The 16,806-nt window shown below is 60.5% G+C and carries 19 protein-coding genes; 14 read left to right on the top strand and 5 right to left on the bottom strand.

Going from position 1 to position 16,806, the window contains the following annotated elements:
• Positions 1-128 precede the first annotated feature (128 nt).
• From cysD to cysN, 3 genes are all read left to right on the top strand, one after another.
• Positions 129-1,046 (top strand): sulfate adenylyltransferase subunit CysD, encoded by a 918-nt coding sequence (gene cysD / locus AC05QJ_RS26655; RefSeq protein ID WP_095154611.1) that lies wholly within the window; start codon positions 129-131, stop codon positions 1,044-1,046.
• A 103-nt stretch (positions 1,047-1,149) separates the two neighbouring features.
• Positions 1,150-1,491, top strand: a complete 342-nt coding sequence (locus AC05QJ_RS26650; RefSeq protein ID WP_476744211.1) for a four helix bundle protein — start codon at positions 1,150-1,152, stop codon at positions 1,489-1,491.
• 53 nt (positions 1,492-1,544) lie between these two features.
• Complete coding sequence (cysN, locus tag AC05QJ_RS26645; RefSeq protein WP_476744210.1) at positions 1,545-3,446, top strand: sulfate adenylyltransferase subunit CysN; 1,902 nt, start codon at positions 1,545-1,547, stop codon at positions 3,444-3,446.
• A 55-nt stretch (positions 3,447-3,501) separates the two neighbouring features.
• Here the strand turns inward: cysN and AC05QJ_RS26640 are convergent, their stop codons facing one another.
• Entirely contained in the window at positions 3,502-3,981 is a 480-nt protein-coding gene (locus tag AC05QJ_RS26640) for an Lrp/AsnC family transcriptional regulator (RefSeq protein ID WP_476748015.1), read from the bottom strand.
• 127 nt (positions 3,982-4,108) lie between these two features.
• Between AC05QJ_RS26640 and AC05QJ_RS26635 the strand changes: the two genes are divergently transcribed.
• The gene (locus tag AC05QJ_RS26635) at positions 4,109-5,305 is read left to right on the top strand and encodes a methionine gamma-lyase (RefSeq protein ID WP_476744209.1); all 1,197 of its coding nucleotides are present in this window, start codon (positions 4,109-4,111) and stop codon (positions 5,303-5,305) included.
• 84 nt (positions 5,306-5,389) lie between these two features.
• On the opposite strand, the gene AC05QJ_RS26630 is transcribed toward AC05QJ_RS26635, so the two are convergent.
• Complete coding sequence (locus tag AC05QJ_RS26630) at positions 5,390-5,827, bottom strand: Z-ring associated ZapG family protein (RefSeq protein WP_476744208.1); 438 nt, start codon at positions 5,825-5,827, stop codon at positions 5,390-5,392.
• 141 nt (positions 5,828-5,968) lie between these two features.
• On the opposite strand from AC05QJ_RS26630, the gene AC05QJ_RS26625 reads away from it, so the two are divergent.
• The 3 genes from AC05QJ_RS26625 (at position 5,969) to zapE (ending at position 9,155) form a co-directional block, all read left to right on the top strand.
• Positions 5,969-6,604 carry an alpha/beta hydrolase gene (locus tag AC05QJ_RS26625; RefSeq protein WP_476744207.1) on the top strand — a complete coding sequence of 212 codons (636 nt, stop codon included), beginning with the start codon at positions 5,969-5,971 and terminating at the stop codon, positions 6,602-6,604.
• A gap of 25 nt (positions 6,605-6,629) precedes the next feature.
• Positions 6,630-7,979 (top strand): tryptophan--tRNA ligase, encoded by a 1,350-nt coding sequence (locus AC05QJ_RS26620; RefSeq protein WP_476744206.1) that lies wholly within the window; start codon positions 6,630-6,632, stop codon positions 7,977-7,979.
• A gap of 81 nt (positions 7,980-8,060) precedes the next feature.
• The gene (zapE, locus tag AC05QJ_RS26615; protein ID WP_476744205.1) at positions 8,061-9,155 is read left to right on the top strand and encodes a cell division protein ZapE; all 1,095 of its coding nucleotides are present in this window, start codon (positions 8,061-8,063) and stop codon (positions 9,153-9,155) included.
• A 70-nt stretch (positions 9,156-9,225) separates the two neighbouring features.
• Here the strand turns inward: zapE and AC05QJ_RS26610 are convergent, their stop codons facing one another.
• Complete coding sequence (locus AC05QJ_RS26610; RefSeq protein WP_476748014.1) at positions 9,226-10,122, bottom strand: GlxA family transcriptional regulator; 897 nt, start codon at positions 10,120-10,122, stop codon at positions 9,226-9,228.
• 472 nt (positions 10,123-10,594) lie between these two features.
• Here AC05QJ_RS26610 and rplM point away from each other — a divergent pair, with 472 nt between their 5' ends.
• From rplM to AC05QJ_RS26575, 7 genes are all read left to right on the top strand, one after another.
• Positions 10,595-11,023, top strand: coding sequence for a 50S ribosomal protein L13 (gene rplM, locus AC05QJ_RS26605; RefSeq protein ID WP_476744204.1), 429 nt, complete (start codon positions 10,595-10,597; stop codon positions 11,021-11,023).
• A 14-nt stretch (positions 11,024-11,037) separates the two neighbouring features.
• The gene (gene rpsI, locus AC05QJ_RS26600; protein WP_043207470.1) at positions 11,038-11,430 is read left to right on the top strand and encodes a 30S ribosomal protein S9; all 393 of its coding nucleotides are present in this window, start codon (positions 11,038-11,040) and stop codon (positions 11,428-11,430) included.
• A gap of 263 nt (positions 11,431-11,693) precedes the next feature.
• Positions 11,694-12,287: a ubiquinol-cytochrome c reductase iron-sulfur subunit gene (gene petA, locus AC05QJ_RS26595; protein ID WP_428577951.1), complete on the top strand. Its 594-nt coding sequence runs from the start codon at positions 11,694-11,696 to the stop codon at positions 12,285-12,287.
• Positions 12,287-13,498 (top strand): cytochrome b, encoded by a 1,212-nt coding sequence (locus AC05QJ_RS26590; RefSeq protein WP_476744203.1) that lies wholly within the window; start codon positions 12,287-12,289, stop codon positions 13,496-13,498. Before petA ends, AC05QJ_RS26590 begins: the two co-directional genes overlap by 1 nt.
• A complete protein-coding gene (locus tag AC05QJ_RS26585; protein ID WP_476744202.1) occupies positions 13,498-14,280 on the top strand; it encodes a cytochrome c1 in 783 nt (260 codons plus the stop codon). The genes AC05QJ_RS26590 and AC05QJ_RS26585 overlap by 1 nt, the downstream gene beginning before the upstream one ends.
• A 119-nt stretch (positions 14,281-14,399) precedes the next feature.
• Positions 14,400-15,023, top strand: coding sequence for a glutathione S-transferase N-terminal domain-containing protein (locus AC05QJ_RS26580; protein WP_476744201.1), 624 nt, complete (start codon positions 14,400-14,402; stop codon positions 15,021-15,023).
• 10 nt (positions 15,024-15,033) lie between these two features.
• Positions 15,034-15,450, top strand: coding sequence for a ClpXP protease specificity-enhancing factor (locus AC05QJ_RS26575; RefSeq protein ID WP_476744200.1), 417 nt, complete (start codon positions 15,034-15,036; stop codon positions 15,448-15,450).
• A gap of 95 nt (positions 15,451-15,545) precedes the next feature.
• On the opposite strand, the gene AC05QJ_RS26570 is transcribed toward AC05QJ_RS26575, so the two are convergent.
• Both AC05QJ_RS26570 and AC05QJ_RS26565 read right to left on the bottom strand, forming a co-directional pair.
• On the bottom strand, positions 15,546-16,124 hold the full coding sequence (locus AC05QJ_RS26570) for a BON domain-containing protein (RefSeq protein WP_476744199.1): 579 nt from the start codon (positions 16,122-16,124) through the stop codon (positions 15,546-15,548).
• A complete protein-coding gene (locus AC05QJ_RS26565) occupies positions 16,121-16,714 on the bottom strand; it encodes a phosphoheptose isomerase (protein WP_476744198.1) in 594 nt (197 codons plus the stop codon). The genes AC05QJ_RS26570 and AC05QJ_RS26565 overlap by 4 nt, the downstream gene beginning before the upstream one ends.
• Between the last annotated feature and the right edge of the window lie 92 nt (positions 16,715-16,806).

The raw sequence follows: 16,806 nt of genomic DNA, 5'->3' as shown, positions 1-16,806 counted from the left end.
CCGGGCATATCCATAGATTGTTTCGTTCTAGTCCGCTGCCTAAATAGAATCGGGCGCTGTGATAGAGTTGCCCGCTCGAACACGGCCCGCTTGGCCGTCCATAAAGATCGTTTTTCCCGTGAGTAGCCATGGTCGACAAACTGACGCATTTGAAACAGTTGGAGGCGGAAAGCATCCACATCATTCGTGAGGTGGCCGCCGAGTTCGATAACCCGGTGATGCTGTACTCCATTGGCAAGGATTCGGCCGTGATGCTGCATCTGGCGCGCAAGGCCTTCTTCCCTGGCAAGCTGCCGTTTCCAGTGATGCATGTCGACACCCAATGGAAATTCCAGGAGATGTACAGCTTCCGCGACAAGATGGTCGAGGAAATGGGTCTTGAGTTGATCACCCACGTCAACCCGGAAGGTGTGGCGCAGGGCATCAACCCGTTCACCCACGGCAGCTCCAAGCACACCGACATCATGAAGACCCAGGGCCTGAAGCAGGCGCTGGACAAGCACGGCTTCGACGCTGCCTTCGGTGGCGCGCGCCGTGACGAAGAGAAGTCCCGCGCCAAGGAGCGCGTGTATTCCTTCCGCGACAGCAAACACCGCTGGGACCCGAAGAACCAGCGTCCCGAGCTGTGGAACGTCTACAACGGCAAGGTCAACAAGGGCGAGTCGATCCGCGTCTTCCCGCTGTCGAACTGGACCGAGCTGGACATCTGGCAGTACATCTACCTCGAAGGCATCCCGATCGTGCCGCTGTACTTCGCCGCCGAGCGCGAAGTCATCGAGAAGAACGGCACCCTGATCATGATCGACGACGATCGCATCCTCGAGCACCTGAGCGACGAGGAAAAGGCGCGCATCGTCAAGAAGAAGGTGCGTTTCCGTACCCTCGGCTGCTACCCGTTGACGGGCGCCGTCGAATCGGAAGCCGAAACCCTGACGGACATCATTCAGGAAATGCTCCTGACCCGCACGTCCGAGCGTCAGGGCCGTGTCATCGACCACGATGGCGCCGGCTCGATGGAAGACAAAAAACGTCAAGGTTATTTCTAAGCTTCAAGTTACAAGCGGCAAGCTGCAAGACAGAAGCGCACTGCGTAGTGTCTTGGCTTTTACAGCTTGCCGCCTGCGTTGCGGGCGCACAGGAGTGCTCGCAGTGGATTTTGAGAAGTTGTTGGTGTGGCAGAGAAGCAAGCAACTGGCTGTCGAGTTGTACCAGGCCCTGGTTGACTGTCGCGACTTTGGTTTCAAGGGCCAGATCACCCGTGCAGGCGTCTCCATCCCATCGAATATTGCCGAGGGTATGGAGCGGCGGGGACAGCGAGAGAAAGTCTGGTTTCTCAGTGTCGCGAAGGCATCCTGTGCGGAGTTGCGGACTCAACTGATGATTGCCAGTGAAATTGGCTATCTGCCTCCACGACTGGCCCATGGCTGGATTAATGAAGTCCGCGAGCTCTCCAAAATGCTCGCTGGGCTGATCAACAAAATTTCTGACTAGTTGTACGCCGACACGCTTGCAGCTTGAGGCTTACAACTTGGAGCTTGAATGAAATGAGTCACCAATCTGATCTGATCAGCGAGGACATCCTCGCCTACCTGGCTCAACACGAGCGTAAAGAACTGCTGCGTTTCCTCACCTGCGGCAACGTGGATGACGGCAAGAGCACCCTGATCGGGCGCCTGCTGCACGACTCCAAGATGATCTACGAGGACCACCTCGAGGCCATCACCCGCGACTCGAAGAAAGTCGGCACCACCGGCGAAGAAGTCGACCTGGCGCTGCTGGTCGATGGTCTGCAGGCCGAGCGCGAGCAGGGCATCACCATCGATGTCGCCTACCGCTACTTCTCCACCGCCAAGCGCAAGTTCATCATCGCCGACACCCCGGGCCACGAGCAGTACACCCGCAACATGGCCACCGGCGCGTCCACCTGCGACCTGGCCATCATCCTCGTCGATGCCCGCTACGGCGTGCAGACCCAGACCCGCCGGCACAGCTACATCGCCTCGCTGCTGGGCATCAAGCACATCGTCGTCGCGGTCAACAAGATGGACCTCAAGGGCTTCGATGAGCAGGTCTTCGAGTCGATCAAGGCCGACTACCTGAAGTTCGCCGAGGGCATCAACCTCAAGCCGAGCAGCCTGCACTTCGTGCCGATGTCGGCGCTCAAGGGCGATAACGTGGTCAACCACAGCGAGCGTTCGCCGTGGTACGCCGGCCCGACGCTGATGGAAATCCTCGAGACCGTCGAGGTGTCCGCCGACCGCAACTTCACCGACCTGCGTTTCCCGGTGCAGTACGTCAACCGTCCGAACCTGAACTTCCGCGGCTTCGCCGGCACCATCGCCAGCGGCGTGGTGCACAAGGGCGACGAAGTGGTCGTCCTGCCGTCGGGCAAGAGCAGCCGGGTCAAGTCCATCGTCACCTACGAAGGCGAGCTGGAAAACGCAGGTCCGGGCCAGGCCGTGACCCTGACCATGGAAGACGAGATCGACATCTCCCGTGGCGACCTGCTGGTTCACGCCGACAACGTTCCACCGGTCACCGACCAATTCGACGCCATGCTGGTTTGGATGTCGGAAGAGCCGATGCTGCCGGGCAAGAAATACGACATCAAGCGCGCCACCAGCTATGTGCCGGGCTCGATTGCCAGCATCACCCACAAGGTCGATGTGAACACCCTGGAGCAGGGCGCTGCCAGCGCGCTGCAACTGAACGAGATCGGTCGCGTCAAGGTCGCCCTGGACACCTCCATTGCCCTGGACGGTTACGAGAGCAACCGCACCACCGGCGCGTTCATCGTCATCGACCGCCTGACCAACGGCACCGTCGGCGCCGGCATGATCATCGCCCCGCCAGTCCTGCCGCATGGCAGCACCGGCCAGCATGGCAAGCAGGCCCATGTGTCCACCGAAGAGCGCGCCCTGCGCTTCGGCCAGCAGCCGGCCACCGTGCTGTTCAGCGGCCTGTCCGGCGCCGGCAAAAGCACCCTGGCCTATGCCGTGGAGCGCAAGCTGTTCGACATGGGCCGTGCGGTCTATGTGCTTGACGGCCAGAACCTGCGCCACGACCTGAACAAGGGCCTGCCACAGGACCGCGCTGGCCGTACCGAAAATTGGCGCCGCGCCGCCCACGTGGCGCGCCAGTTCAACGAAGCCGGCATGCTGACCCTGGCCGCCTTCGTCGCCCCGGATGCCGAAGGCCGCGAGCAGGCCAAGGCGCTGATCGGCAAGGAGCGTCTGGTGACGGTCTACGTCCAGGCGTCCCCGCTGGCCTGCCGCGAGCGGGATCCGCAAGGCCTGTACGCGGCTGGCGGCGAGAACATCCCGGGCGAAAGCTTCCCGTACGATGTGCCGCTGGATGCTGACCTGGTGATCGATACCCAGACCACCGGTGTGGAAGAGGGCGTCAAGCAGGTGCTGGATGTGCTGCGTCAGCGTGGCGCGATCTAAGCGCTACCGCTGAAAACAGAAACCCCGCTTCGGCGGGGTTTTTGTTTATGGGGATTCAGATGTGTTTTTCCGACACCGGAATCACCCGCTTCTCTTTCACCGCCTTGTAGGAAAAGCTCGAATAGATTTCCTTCACGCCGGGCAGCGACTGCAGCACCTCGCGAGCGAATTCACCGAAGGACTCCAGGTCCCGGGCCAGCACTTCCAGCAGGAAGTCATAACGTCCCGAGACGTTGTGACAGGCGACGATTTCCGGAATTTCCATCAGCCGTTTCTCGAAGGCCCGGGCCATCTCTTTGGTGTGGGAGTCCATCATGATGCTGACGAAGGCCGTCACGCCGAAGCCCAGTGCCTTGGGCGAAAGGATTGCCTGGTAGCCAGTGATATAGCCGCTTTCCTCCAGCAGCTTGACCCGCCGCCAGCAGGGCGAGGTGGTCAGTGCGACGCTGTCGGCCAGTTCGGAAATGGTCAGGCGGGCGTTGTCCTGAAGGGCGGCGAGCAGGGCGCGATCGGTACGGTCGACCGCGCTGGGCAAAATTTGCCCTGACTTGAGGGGATCATGGGATTTCATGCCTGGAATACCCCGAAGCAGTGGTCATATTTGGAAAAATATTAGTCCTTGCGTGGCATAAGCTTATAACAAACCACAAGAGGCTGTTGTCATGAGCGGCTCTACCAGACACCCAGGATTCGCAACCCGTGCCATCCACCATGGCTACGACCCGCAGGCCCACGGAGGGGCGCTGGTGCCGCCCGTTTACCAGACGGCCACGTTCGCTTTTCCTACAGTCGAATACGGCGCAGCCTGCTTCGCTGGTGAAGAAGCCGGCCACTTCTACAGCCGTATTTCCAACCCCACCCTGGCCTTGCTGGAGGCGCGCATGGCGTCTCTGGAAGGCGGCGAGGCGGCGCTAGCCCTGGCCTCGGGAATGGGCGCCATCACCGCCACCCTGTGGACCTTGCTCCGGCCCGGCGATGAGGTCCTGCTGGGCAGCACGCTGTATGGCTGTACGTTCGCCTTTCTGCACCACGGCATCGGCGAGTTCGGCGTGAAGATCAAGCATGTCGACATGGCCGACCTGAACGCCGTGCAAGCCGCCATGTCGCCGGCGACACGGGTGATCTACTTCGAATCCCCGGCCAACCCCAACATGCACCTGGTGGATATCGCCGCCGTGGCGAAAATCGCCCGGCGCCACGGCGCCACCCTGGTGGTGGACAACACCTACTGCACACCCTACCTGCAGCGTCCGCTGGAGTTGGGCGCGGACCTGGTGGTGCACTCAGCCACCAAGTACCTCAGTGGCCACGGCGACATCACGGCGGGCCTGGTGATCGGTGCGAAGGCGCTGGTTGACCGGATCCGCCTTGAGGGCCTGAAGGACATGACCGGCGCCGTGCTGTCGCCCCACGATGCGTCATTGCTGATGCGCGGCCTGAAGACACTGAACCTGCGCATGGACCGGCACTGCTTCAACGCCCAGGCGCTGGCGGAGTTTCTGCGCAAGCAACCGGAAGTGGAGGTGCTGCATTACCCGGGGCTGCCATCCTTCCCGCAGCATGCCCTGGCGAAGAAGCAGATGGCGCAACCGGGCGGCATGCTGGCGTTCGAGTTGAAGGGCGGGATCACGGCAGGGCGCCGCTTCATGAACGCGCTGCAGCTATTCAGTCGCGCGGTCAGCCTGGGGGACGCCGAGTCCCTGGCACAGCATCCGGCAAGCATGACCCATTCCAGCTACACACCGCAGGAGCGGGCGCGCTATGGCATCTCCGAGGGGCTGGTGCGGCTGTCCGTGGGTTTGGAGGATATCGAGGACCTTCTGGCTGATATCAGGCAGGCGCTGAAAGCCGCCGTTTGATCGAGCGCTGGAGTTACCTGAGGTTGATGCGTTCAAAGGTTCACTACACCCAATAAAAAGCCCCGCAGAGGCGGGGCTTCAGGGTCAGTTGCGCTTCAGGCCGTAGGTCTCGTCGAGCATGCCCGGCGTGTTCGGCGCCTTTGGCGCGTAGTCGCGAGGCACTTCGGTGTCCTTCGGTGGCGTCAGGCGATCCCGTGGGCCTTGTGCCGCGTCGGAATGCAGGGCGGCCAGCAGGCGTTGACGGGTCAGGTCGTCCAGGGCCAGGCGGTTGGCGCCATCGGCCAGGTGATCCTGTACTTCCTGATAGCTTTGGGTGAGTTTCTTGACCAGAGCCGCAGTGCTGTTGAAGTGAGTCACCACTTCATTCTGGTAGCTGTCGAAACGTTCCTGGATATCGTCCAGTTGCCGCTGGGTGCTGCTCGGTGCCGCATTGGGCAGAAGGCGGGCAACCAGGAAACCAACGACGACACCGACTACCAGGGCCAGGGTCGGCAACAACCAAACTAAGAGCGAGAGTTCCACGAGTCCTTCCTCTATAAACGGCTTTGCTTTACGTTAACGGCTCGGACCTGCGCTGTATACCGCGAAGCATCGCAAATATCTCAGAACAGAATCATTCAGCTAGACGAGTCGACCCTTGCCGGGGTCACGGAGTTTAATGCCTTGCTTACCCGCGAAATCCCCTTGCTCATCGACGGCCCGGTTGGCCAACTGGAATCACTGTATCAGGACGTGACTGACGCCCGTGGTGCGGTGTTGATCTGCCATCCGAATCCGGTGCAGGGCGGGACCATGCTCAACAAGGTGGTTTCGACCCTGCAGCGCACCGCCCGGGATGCGGGCCTGGTGACCTTGCGCGTCAACTACCGTGGCGTCGGTGCCAGCCAGGGCAGCCACGACATGGGCAGTGGCGAGGTCGACGATGCCGAGGCCGCCGCCGCCTGGCTGCGGGAAAAACACCCGCAATTGCCGCTGGTGCTGCTTGGCTTCTCCTTCGGCGGCTTTGTCGCAGCCGCCCTGGGTGGGCGTCTGGAGGCCAAGGGCGTGAAGCTCGGGCAACTGTTCATGATCGCGCCGGCCGTGATGCGGCTGGGTGATGCCCATGCGTTGCCGCAGGCGTGTGCGCTGACGGTCATCCAGCCGGATGCCGACGAGGTCATTGAGCCTCAGGTCGTCTACGACTGGTCCGCCGCACTGTCGCGTCCCCATGAGCTGCTGAAAGTGGCAGAATGCGGACACTTTTTTCATGGCAAGCTGACCGACCTCAAGGATCTGGTGCTGCCGCGTCTTTCGAACTGAGCCAAGCCTGAATAAGCGATAACCCATGACTACGCGCATCCTCACCGGTATCACCACCACCGGCACCCCGCACCTGGGCAACTATGCCGGGGCCATCCGCCCGGCGATCCTCGCCAGCCAGCAACCCGGTGCCGACTCGTTCTACTTCCTGGCCGATTACCACGCCCTGATCAAATGCGATGACCCGCTGCGCATTCAGCGCTCGCGCCTGGAAATCGCCGCGACCTGGCTGGCCGGTGGCCTGGATCCGGAGAAGGTGACCTTCTACCGCCAATCCGACATCCCCGAGATCCCCGAGCTTACCTGGCTGCTGACCTGCGTCAGCGCCAAGGGCCTGCTCAACCGTGCGCATGCCTACAAGGCGTCGGTGGACAAGAACGTCGAGAACGGCGAAGACCCGGATGCCGGCGTGACCATGGGCCTGTACAGCTACCCGGTGCTGATGGCGGCGGACATCCTGATGTTCAATGCGCACAAGGTGCCGGTGGGGCGTGACCAGATCCAGCACGTTGAAATGGCCCGTGACATCGGTCAGCGTTTCAACCACCTGTTCGGCCAGGGCAAGGAATTCTTCGTCCTGCCGGAAGCGGTGATCGAGGAAAGCGTGGCGACCTTGCCGGGCCTGGACGGTCGCAAGATGTCCAAGAGCTATGACAACACCATCCCGCTGTTCAGCAGCGCGAAGGACATGAAAGACGCCATCTCGCGCATCGTCACCGACTCCCGTGCACCGGGCGAGGCGAAGGATCCGGACAACTCGCACCTGTTCACGCTGTATCAGGCGTTCTCCACCCCGGCGCAGTCCGAGGCGTTCCGTGCCGAACTGCTGCAAGGCCTGGGCTGGGGCGAAGCCAAGCAGCAACTGTTCCAGTTGCTCGACGGCCAGTTGAGCGAAGCCCGCGAGCGCTACCACCAGCTGATTTCCCGCCCGGCGGACCTGGAAGACATCCTCCTGGCCGGCGCGCAGAAGGCCCGCAAGGTGGCCACGCCGTTCCTCGAGCAATTGCGCGAAGCCGTCGGCTTGCGTTCGTTCCGCGCCATTGCCCAAGGGCCGGCCGAAGTGAAGAAGAAGGCGGCAAAAACCGCACGCTTCGTCAGTTTCCGTGATGAAGACGGCAGCTTCCGCTTCCGCCTGCTGGGTGCCGACGGCGAGCAACTGCTGCTGTCGCGCAGCTTCGCCGACGGCAAGACCGCGGGTGCCGTGAGCAAACAGTTGCAGCAAGGCCAGGAACTGGACGTTCGCCCTGAAGGGCTGGGCTTCAGCCTGTGGCTCGAAGGCGAGAGCGTTGCCCAAGGCCCGCAGTTCGATGACGCCGCCGCTCGCGACGCGGCCGTCGAAGCCCTGCGTGCCGCGCTGGCGCCTCAACAGGACTGACGGCTTATCGGAAGTCTGATTGCCATTACCCGGGGCCGTCGCTACAGTGACGGCCCGCTTTTGTTGCCTTGCTAACGAATTATGACGCCCTTAGAACGATATCAAGCAGATCTGAAACGCCCCGATTTCTTCCATGACGCGGCGCAGGAAACTGCGGTGCGCCATCTGCAGCGTCTTTATGACGATCTGCTGGCGGCGCAAAACAGCAAGCCAGGCGTGTTCGGCAAGCTGTTCGGCAAGAAGGAACAGGCGCCGGTCAAGGGCCTGTATTTCTGGGGCGGGGTAGGCCGGGGCAAGACCTATCTGGTCGATACCTTCTTCGAAGCGCTGCCGTTCAAGGAAAAGTCCCGTACGCACTTCCACCGTTTCATGAAGCGCGTCCACGAGGAAATGAAAGGGCTCAAGGGTGAGAAGAACCCGCTGACCATCATCGCCAAGCGTTTCTCCGAAGAAGCCCGGGTGATCTGCTTCGATGAATTCTTCGTCTCCGACATCACCGACGCCATGATCCTCGGCACGCTGATGGAGGAACTGTTCAAGAACGGTGTGACCCTGGTGGCCACCTCCAACATCGTTCCCGACGGTCTGTACAAGGATGGCCTGCAGCGGGCGCGCTTCCTGCCGGCCATCGCGCTGATCAAGCAGAACACCGAGATCGTCAACGTCGACAGCGGCGTCGACTATCGCCTGCGTCACCTGGAGCAGGCCGAACTGTTCCACTTCCCGCTGGACGAGGCGGCCCACGAAAGCCTGCGCAAGAGCTTCCGTGCCCTGACACCGGAATGCACCCAGGCGGTGGAAAACGATGTGCTGATCATCGAGAACCGCGAGATCCGTGCCTTGCGCACCTGCGACGATGTGGCCTGGTTCGACTTCCGCGAACTCTGCGACGGCCCGCGCAGCCAGAACGATTACATCGAACTGGGCAAGATCTTCCATGCCGTGCTGTTGAGCGGTGTGGAGCAGATGGGCGTCGCCACCGATGACATCGCCCGGCGCTTCATCAATATGGTCGACGAGTTCTACGACCGTAACGTCAAGCTGATCATTTCTGCGGAGGTCGAGCTCAAGGACCTCTACACCGGTGGTCGTCTGAGCTTCGAATTCCAGCGTACCCTCAGCCGCTTGCTGGAAATGCAGTCCCACGAATTCCTGGCGCGGGCGCACAAGCCCTAGAAGCAGCCGCAAGCTAGCTGCAAGCTGCAAGCTGAAGCGCGATGGCTTTGGCTTGTAGCTTGCCGCTGCCTCAAGCCTCCTGCATGAACTGCTGCCGGTACTGGTTGGGCGACAGTGTGGTGTGCTGCCTGAACAGCCGTGCGAAGAAGCTGGCGTCGTCGTAGCCCACTTCGTAGCTGATGGTCTTGATGCTCTTGCGCGTACCCGAGAGCAGCCCCTTTGCCGTTTCGATCCGTAGTCGCTGCAGGTAGTGCAGGGGCTTGTCGCCTGTGGCCGTCTGGAAGCGGCGCATGAAGTTGCGGATGCTCATGCCGTGGTTGCGGGCGACATCCTCGAAGCGGAACTTGTCGGCGAAATGCTCTTCGAGCCAGTGCTGGATCTGCAGGATGATCACGTCCTGGTGCAGCTTCTGCCCGCCGAAGCCCATGCGGCCCGGGGTGTAGTTGCGCTGGACCTCGTAGAGGATGTCGCGGGCCACGGCCTGGGCCACGTTGGCGCCGCAGAAGCGTTCGATCAGATAGATGTACAGGTCGCAGGCCGAGGTCGTGCCGGCGGCGCAGTACAGGTTGTCGGCGTCGGTGAGGTGTTTGTCCTGGTTCAGCTGGACCTTGGGGAAACGCTCGGCGAACTGGGTGAAGAAGCGCCAGTAGGTGGTCGCTTCCTTGCCGTCCAGCAGGCCGGCCTCGGCCAGCCAGAATACCCCGCTGGCTTCGCCGCAGAGCACTGCACCACGGGCATGCTGCTCCCGCAGCCAGGGCAGGACCTGGGGATAGCGTTCGCACAGCGAAGAGAAGTCGTCCCAGAAGGCGGGAAGGATGATCACGTCGGCTTCTTCCAGGCCTCCGTCCACGGGGACGCGGACATCGCTGAAACTCTGCACCGGCTCGCCGTCAGGGCTGACCAGGCGGGTCTCGAACATCGGCTGCAGGCTCAGGCCCAGCTGTTTGGCATAGCGCAGGCTGGCCAGGTGGAAAAAGTCCTTGGCCTGCATGAGGGTCGAAGCGAATACCTTGTCGATGGCCAGGATGCTGACACGCCGCAGGGGCGCGTTGGGTTGGGTAAACATCATGTTCATTATTCTTATAGGGGAGAGTGGTCAATCACCGGCTGGATCGTCTTATTTTTTGGCGAGTGTGTCCAGTCTCCCGCACCCTGCGCCGTCCGGGGTGCCTGACGGGGCGCAGAAAGCGCTGCGCCGGGGGGCGTATGAGGAAAATCAGCTTGATATTTTCGTGGCAATCCGGATAATCCGCCGTCTCTTTCTACGGTGGGAGTGATGCCCCGCCGCTGAAATAGAACCCCTGCCGAGTATTGAACGCGCTGACCCGAGCCCCCGAAAGCGTTCGTATGCGGCTGCCTTTGACCTTGTCAAAGTAAGCACTATTCAGTAAGATTCGCCGTCTTATTTTCGCTGGGCGGCCTCTGAGGCTTAATAAAGAATGAAAACTTTTACTGCTAAACCGGAAACAGTAAAACGCGAATGGTTCGTCGTTGACGCTGCTGGTCAGACCCTGGGTCGTCTGGCCACTGAAATCGCGAGCCGTCTGCGTGGCAAGCACAAGCCAGAATACACCCCTCACGTTGACACCGGCGACTACATCGTCGTCATCAACGCCGAGCAGGTACGTGTCACTGGTGCCAAGACTTCGGACAAAATGTACTACTCCCACTCCGGCTTCCCGGGCGGTATCAAGGAAATCAACTTCGAGAAGCTGATTGCCAAGGCCCCTGAGCGTGTGATCGAAACCGCGGTCAAAGGCATGCTGCCTAAGAACCCGCTGGGTCGTGACATGTACCGTAAGCTGAAAGTCTATGCGGGCGCTACTCACCCTCATACTGCTCAGCAGCCCCAAGAACTGAAGATTTAACGGAATAGTTCATTATGTCGGCGACTCAAAATTACGGCACTGGCCGTCGCAAGACTGCAACCGCTCGCGTTTTCCTGCGTCCGGGTACTGGCAACATCTCCATCAACAACCGTTCTCTGGACGTGTTCTTCGGTCGTGAAACCGCGCGCATGGTCGTTCGCCAGCCGCTGGAGCTGACCGAAACCGTCGAGAAGTTCGACATCTACGTCACCGTTTCCGGTGGTGGTGTCAGCGGTCAGGCCGGTGCGATCCGTCACGGTATCACCCGCGCTCTGATGGACTACGACGAGTCTCTGCGTGGCGCTCTGCGTCGTGCTGGCTACGTCACCCGCGACGCTCGTGAAGTCGAGCGTAAGAAAGTGGGTCTGCGTAAAGCACGTAAGCGTCCACAATACTCCAAGCGTTAATTCGCTCAGAGTTTCAAAAAAAGCCCGGTTCCAAGTGGAACCGGGCTTTTTTTATGTCTTGAATAAGTGGGGTCGGACCTCTGTGTGACAACTTGCCACATAGATGCAGGTCAAGAGTGGCGCGGAATGCAGGCTTTTGGCCATGGTAATAACCTTGTCAGTCATGGGTCTTTTCTTTACCATGCGGCAAATTTTTTGCGGTTCGGAAGTTACTTAGTAGATGCCTGTTTCAACAGGCCACAAAGCTGATGGGAGAGGACTGAATGAGCAATGACGGCGTCAACGCAGGCCGGCGTCGCTTCCTGGTCGCAGCCACATCTGTGGTGGGCGCAGCAGGGGCGGTGGGGGCTGCGGTCCCGTTCGTAGGGTCATGGTTCCCCAGTGCCAAGGCGAAAGCTGCCGGTGCACCGGTGAAGGTCAATATTGCCAAGGTGGAGCCTGGGCAGCAGTTGGTGGCCGAATGGCGCGGTCAGCCGGTTTTCATCGTCCGTCGTACCGAAGAGATTCTCGGCAACCTGAAGAAAATCACCGGCGATCTCTCCGACCCAGAGTCCAAGGCATCGGTCCAGCCAACCTATGTCGACCCGTCCAACCGCTCGATCAAGCCGGAGATTCTCGTGCTTGTCGGCCTGTGCACCCACCTGGGCTGCTCGCCGACATTCCGTCCTGAAGTCGCGCCTGTCGACCTCGGGCCGAAATGGGTCGGTGGCTATTTCTGTCCTTGCCACGGCTCCCATTACGACCTGGCCGGCCGCGTGTACAAGTCCCAACCCGCGCCGCTCAATCTGCCGGTGCCGCCGCATTCGTACGAGTCGGATGACATCATCGTCGTCGGCGTCGATCAGGAGAAAGCGTGATGAGTAAGTTCATGGAATGGGTGGACGCCCGCTTCCCCGCCACCAAGATGTGGGAAGACCATCTGAGCAAGTATTACGCTCCGAAGAACTTCAACTTCCTGTATTTCTTCGGCTCCCTGGCGCTGCTGGTGCTGGTCAACCAGATCGTCACCGGTGTCTGGCTGACGATGAGCTTCACCCCTTCGGCCGAAGAGGCGTTCGCTTCGGTCGAATACATCATGCGTGACGTCGAGTACGGCTGGATCCTGCGTTACCTGCACTCCACCGGTGCTTCGGCGTTCTTCATCGTCGTGTACCTGCACATGTTCCGCGGTCTGCTCTACGGTTCCTACCAGAAACCCCGTGAGCTGGTGTGGATCTTCGGCATGCTGATCTACCTGGCACTGATGGCCGAAGCCTTCATGGGTTACCTGCTGCCATGGGGCCAGATGTCGTACTGGGGTGCCCAGGTGATCATCTCGCTGTTCGGTGCCATTCCGGTGATCGGCGATGACCTGACCCAGTGGATCCGTGGTGACTACCTGATTTCCGGCATCACCCTGAACCGCTTCTTCGCGCTGCATGTGATTGCACTGCCGATCGTCATCCTCGGCCTGGTAGTTCTGCATATCCTGGCCTTGCACGAAGTGGGTTCGAACAACCCTGATGGTGTCGACATCAAGAAGAAAAAGGACGAAAACGGCATCCCGCTCGACGGCATTCCGTTCCATCCTTACTACACCGTGAAAGACATCGTCGGTGTGGTGGTCTTCCTGTTCGTGTTCTGCGCGGTCGTGTTCTTCTTCCCGGAAATGGGTGGTTACTTCCTGGAGAAACCGAACTTCGAACAGGCCAACGCCTTCAAGACCCCTGAGCATATCGCTCCGGTCTGGTACTTCACGCCGTTCTACGCAATCCTGCGAGCGGTCCCTGACAAGCTGCTCGGCGTCATCGCCATGGGCGCGGCCATTGCGGTGCTGTTCGTGCTGCCGTGGCTCGATCGCAGTCCGGTACGCTCCATGCGCTACAAGGGCTGGCTGAGCAAGGCCTGGCTGCTGGTGTTCTGCATCGCCTTCGTGATTCTCGGCGTGCTGGGTGTACTGGCGCCGACGCCGGGCCGTACGTTGCTGTCGCAGGTATGTACCTTCCTGTATTTCGCCTACTTCATTCTGATGCCGTTCTACACCAGGCTTGAGAAGACCAAACCGGTTCCGGAAAGGGTGACTGGCTGATGAAAAAGCTATTTGCAGTATTGATCCTGGCAGTGATGCCAACCCTGACCTTCGCTGCCGGTGGGCATGAAGTCGAGCTGGAAAAGGTCGATATCGACCTGACGGACAAGGTCGCCATGCAGGATGGCGCCCGCACCTTTGCCAACTATTGCATGGGTTGCCACAGTGCCAAGTTCCAGCGTTACGAGCGGGTTGCCGATGATCTGGGCATTCCCCACGAGCTGATGCTCGAGAAGCTGGTGTTCACCGGCGCCAAGATCGGCGACCACATGAACATCGGCATGCAGCCCAACGATGCCAAGACCTGGTTCGGTGCGGCGCCGCCCGACCTGACCCTGGTCGCTCGCGTACGCGGCACCGACTGGCTGTACAGCTACCTGCATGGCTTCTATGAAGATCCATCGCGTCCGTGGGGTGTGAACAACAAGATCTTCCCGAACGTCGGCATGCCGAACGTGCTGGTTGGCCTGCAGGGTCGTCAAGTGGTCGGTTGCAAGCAGATCCAGACCGTTGTCGAAGGCAAGAAGCAGTTCGACCCGCTCACCGGTGCTCCACTGACGCATGAAGCGTGCGACCAGCTGACCATCGTGCCGAAATCCGGTACCCTGACCGACGAGCAGTTCGACGAGAAGGTCAAGAATCTGGTGACCTTCCTGGCCTACTCGGCCAACCCGGTCAAGCTGGAAAGCCAACGCATCGGTACCTATGTGCTGCTGTACCTGGCCTTCTTCTTCGTATTCGCCTATCTGCTCAAGCGCGAATACTGGAAGGACGTGCACTGATCACGCAGTAATTTCTGGTAGTTGAACGCGCGCCCTGGGGCGCCTCCGGTATCCGGAGGTGGCCCCAGGGCGCGTTTGCATTTGTACATTCACCCCACCCACACGCGAGGAGGAACCCTATGGGCGTGACCAACCGGTTGGCCTGCTACTCCGACCCCGCTGATCATTATTCTCATCGGGTGCGCATCGTTCTCGCCGAGAAAGGCGTCAGCTACGAGCTCATCAGCGTTACTGCCGGCAGTCAGCCGGCCAAGTTGCTCGAGGCCAATCCCTACGGGACATTGCCGACGCTGGTCGATCGCGATCTGGCGCTGTACGAGTCGACGGTGGTGATGGAATACCTTGATGAGCGTTACCCGCATCCGCCGCTGATGCCGGTCTATCCGGTGGCGCGGGCGAACAGCCGGCTGCTGGTGCACCGGATCCAGCGTGACTGGTGTTCGCTGGCGGATCAGATTCTCGACCCGCGCAGCAAGGATGCTGTTCGTGCGCAGGCCCGCAAGGAGTTGCGCGAAAGCCTGACCGGCGTATCTGCGCTGTTCGCCGACAAGCCCTGCTTCTTGAGCGAGGAGCAAAGTCTGGTGGATTGTTGTCTACTGCCCATCTTGTGGCGTTTGCCGATTCTGGGCATCGAATTACCGCGGCAAGCCAAGCCGCTGCTGGACTATATGGAGCGACAGTTTGCCCGTGAAGCTTTCCAGGCAAGCCTGTCCCCCGTTGAACGAGAAATGCGCAAGCTTTAAGGAGCTGTTGATGAACTCCAGTCGCCCCTACCTGGTGCGTGCACTGTACGAGTGGATCGTGGATAACGATTGCACGCCTCATATCCTGGTCAATGCCGAATATCCGGCTGTTCAGGTGCCTCAGGGTTTCGCCAGTGATGGTCAGATCGTTTTGAACGTGTCGCCCAATGCTGTGCGTGGCCTGCACATGGACAACGATGCGGTGAGTTTCGACGGGCGCTTTGGTGGGGTCTCCCACAGCCTGTTCGTGCCCATCGGTGCGATCCTCGGCATCTACGCTCGAGAGAACGGGCAGGGCATGGTCTTCGAGCTGGAGCCGCCGGTACTGGACGATGAAGATGATGTCGAGCCGGATGATGATGGTCCGCCGGATGGCGGGCAGCCGCCGCGTCCGAGCGGTCGGCCGAGCCTGAAAGTCGTGAAGTAAAAGCGTTCCGGGTTGCAAGCCCTAAGGTGCAAGCGGCAAGCGGAAGTGGTGAGTGTCACCGTTGCTTCTGCTTGCCGCTTGCGGCTTGGGGCTTCTCAGTCGATGTATTCGAACAGTTTCACGATCTTCTGTACGCCCGACACGCCTTGCACCAGGTTGGTGGCACGCGCCGCTTCCGCCTGGGTCATCAGGCCGAGCATGTAGACGATGCCGTTCTCGGTGATGACCTTGATGCGCGAGCCGGGGATGTTGGCATCGGCCAGCATCTGGGTCTTGATCTTGGTGGTCAGCCAGGCGTCATTGTTGCGGGCCAGCAGGGAGGAGGGCTGCAGCACCTGCAGTTCGTTGTGTACCTTCTTGACCTTCTGAACCTGCCCGGCGGTCTGTTCGGCCAGGCTCTTGAGGTCGGCGCGCGGGGTTTGCCCGGCGATCAGGACTACGCCGTTGAAGCTGCTGACGACAATGTGCGAGTTCTTGTCCAGGTCAGGGCTGGCCTTGGCGATGTTGACCGCGACTTTGGTTTCGATCAGCGAGTCGTCGATCTTGCTGCCCAGGGTGCGGGTACCGCGGTCGTCCTCGATCGGCGATTCGCGGCTGGCATTGATTGCCGAACTGCAACCGGTCAGGGTCAGGCAAAGGGTCAGGGCCATCAGGCCGAGGCGATTTGGGGTCATTCTTCACTCCCGAACAGTTGGCTGTCGATCAGGTCGCAGAGGCAGTGGATCGCCAGCAGGTGGACTTCCTGGATACGTGCGGTGACATTGGCCGGTACGCGGATCTCGACGTCTTCGGGCAGCAGCAGCGAAGCCATGCCGCCACCGTCGCGCCCGGTCAGAGCTACGACAATCATTTCGCGATCATGTGCGGCCTGTATCGCCTGAATTATGTTCGCCGAGTTGCCGCTGGTGGAAATCGCGAGCAGAACGTCGCCTGGCTGGCCCAGGGCGCGGATCTGCTTGGAGAACACTTCGTTGTAGCTGTAGTCGTTGGCGATCGAAGTAAGGGTCGAGCTGTCGGTGGTCAGTGCGATGGCCGGCAGGCTCGGGCGCTCGCGTTCGAAGCGGTTGAGCAGTTCCGAAGAAAAGTGCTGGGCATCGCCAGCTGAGCCGCCGTTGCCGCAGGCGAGCATCTTGCCCTCGTTCAGCAGGGCGTTGACCATGATCTGGCTGGCTTGCTCGATGTGGGGTGCAAGAACTTCCATCGCCTGTTGCTTGGTGTTGATGCTGGCCTGGAAAAGCTGGCGAATTCGGGATTGCATGTCCATCAGTGTGACCTTAAATGGGGCTGGCCGGGCGGGGACTGAAAGGCTCCCGGCACATGACTGTGCAGCCCGCGAAGCAAAGAGCAAAAAGTTGA

The organism is Pseudomonas sp. TUM25319, from assembly GCF_056388475.1.
Note: the sequence above shows the minus strand (reverse complement) of the source record. Positions and strands in the feature narration are given on the sequence as shown.

Coding starts and splice junctions, on each gene's coding strand:
- cysD (WP_095154611.1), top strand. CDS start 129: ATGGTCGACAAACTGACGCATTTGAAACAGTTGGAGGCGGAAAGCATC.
- cysN (WP_476744210.1), top strand. CDS start 1,545: ATGAGTCACCAATCTGATCTGATCAGCGAGGACATCCTCGCCTACCTG.
- AC05QJ_RS26635 (WP_476744209.1), top strand. CDS start 4,109: ATGAGCGGCTCTACCAGACACCCAGGATTCGCAACCCGTGCCATCCAC.
- AC05QJ_RS26620 (WP_476744206.1), top strand. CDS start 6,630: ATGACTACGCGCATCCTCACCGGTATCACCACCACCGGCACCCCGCAC.
- zapE (WP_476744205.1), top strand. CDS start 8,061: ATGACGCCCTTAGAACGATATCAAGCAGATCTGAAACGCCCCGATTTC.
- rplM (WP_476744204.1), top strand. CDS start 10,595: ATGAAAACTTTTACTGCTAAACCGGAAACAGTAAAACGCGAATGGTTC.
- rpsI (WP_043207470.1), top strand. CDS start 11,038: ATGTCGGCGACTCAAAATTACGGCACTGGCCGTCGCAAGACTGCAACC.
- petA (WP_428577951.1), top strand. CDS start 11,694: ATGAGCAATGACGGCGTCAACGCAGGCCGGCGTCGCTTCCTGGTCGCA.
- AC05QJ_RS26590 (WP_476744203.1), top strand. CDS start 12,287: ATGAGTAAGTTCATGGAATGGGTGGACGCCCGCTTCCCCGCCACCAAG.
- AC05QJ_RS26585 (WP_476744202.1), top strand. CDS start 13,498: ATGAAAAAGCTATTTGCAGTATTGATCCTGGCAGTGATGCCAACCCTG.
- AC05QJ_RS26580 (WP_476744201.1), top strand. CDS start 14,400: ATGGGCGTGACCAACCGGTTGGCCTGCTACTCCGACCCCGCTGATCAT.
- AC05QJ_RS26575 (WP_476744200.1), top strand. CDS start 15,034: ATGAACTCCAGTCGCCCCTACCTGGTGCGTGCACTGTACGAGTGGATC.
- AC05QJ_RS26570 (WP_476744199.1), bottom strand. CDS start 16,124: ATGACCCCAAATCGCCTCGGCCTGATGGCCCTGACCCTTTGCCTGACC.
- AC05QJ_RS26565 (WP_476744198.1), bottom strand. CDS start 16,714: ATGGACATGCAATCCCGAATTCGCCAGCTTTTCCAGGCCAGCATCAAC.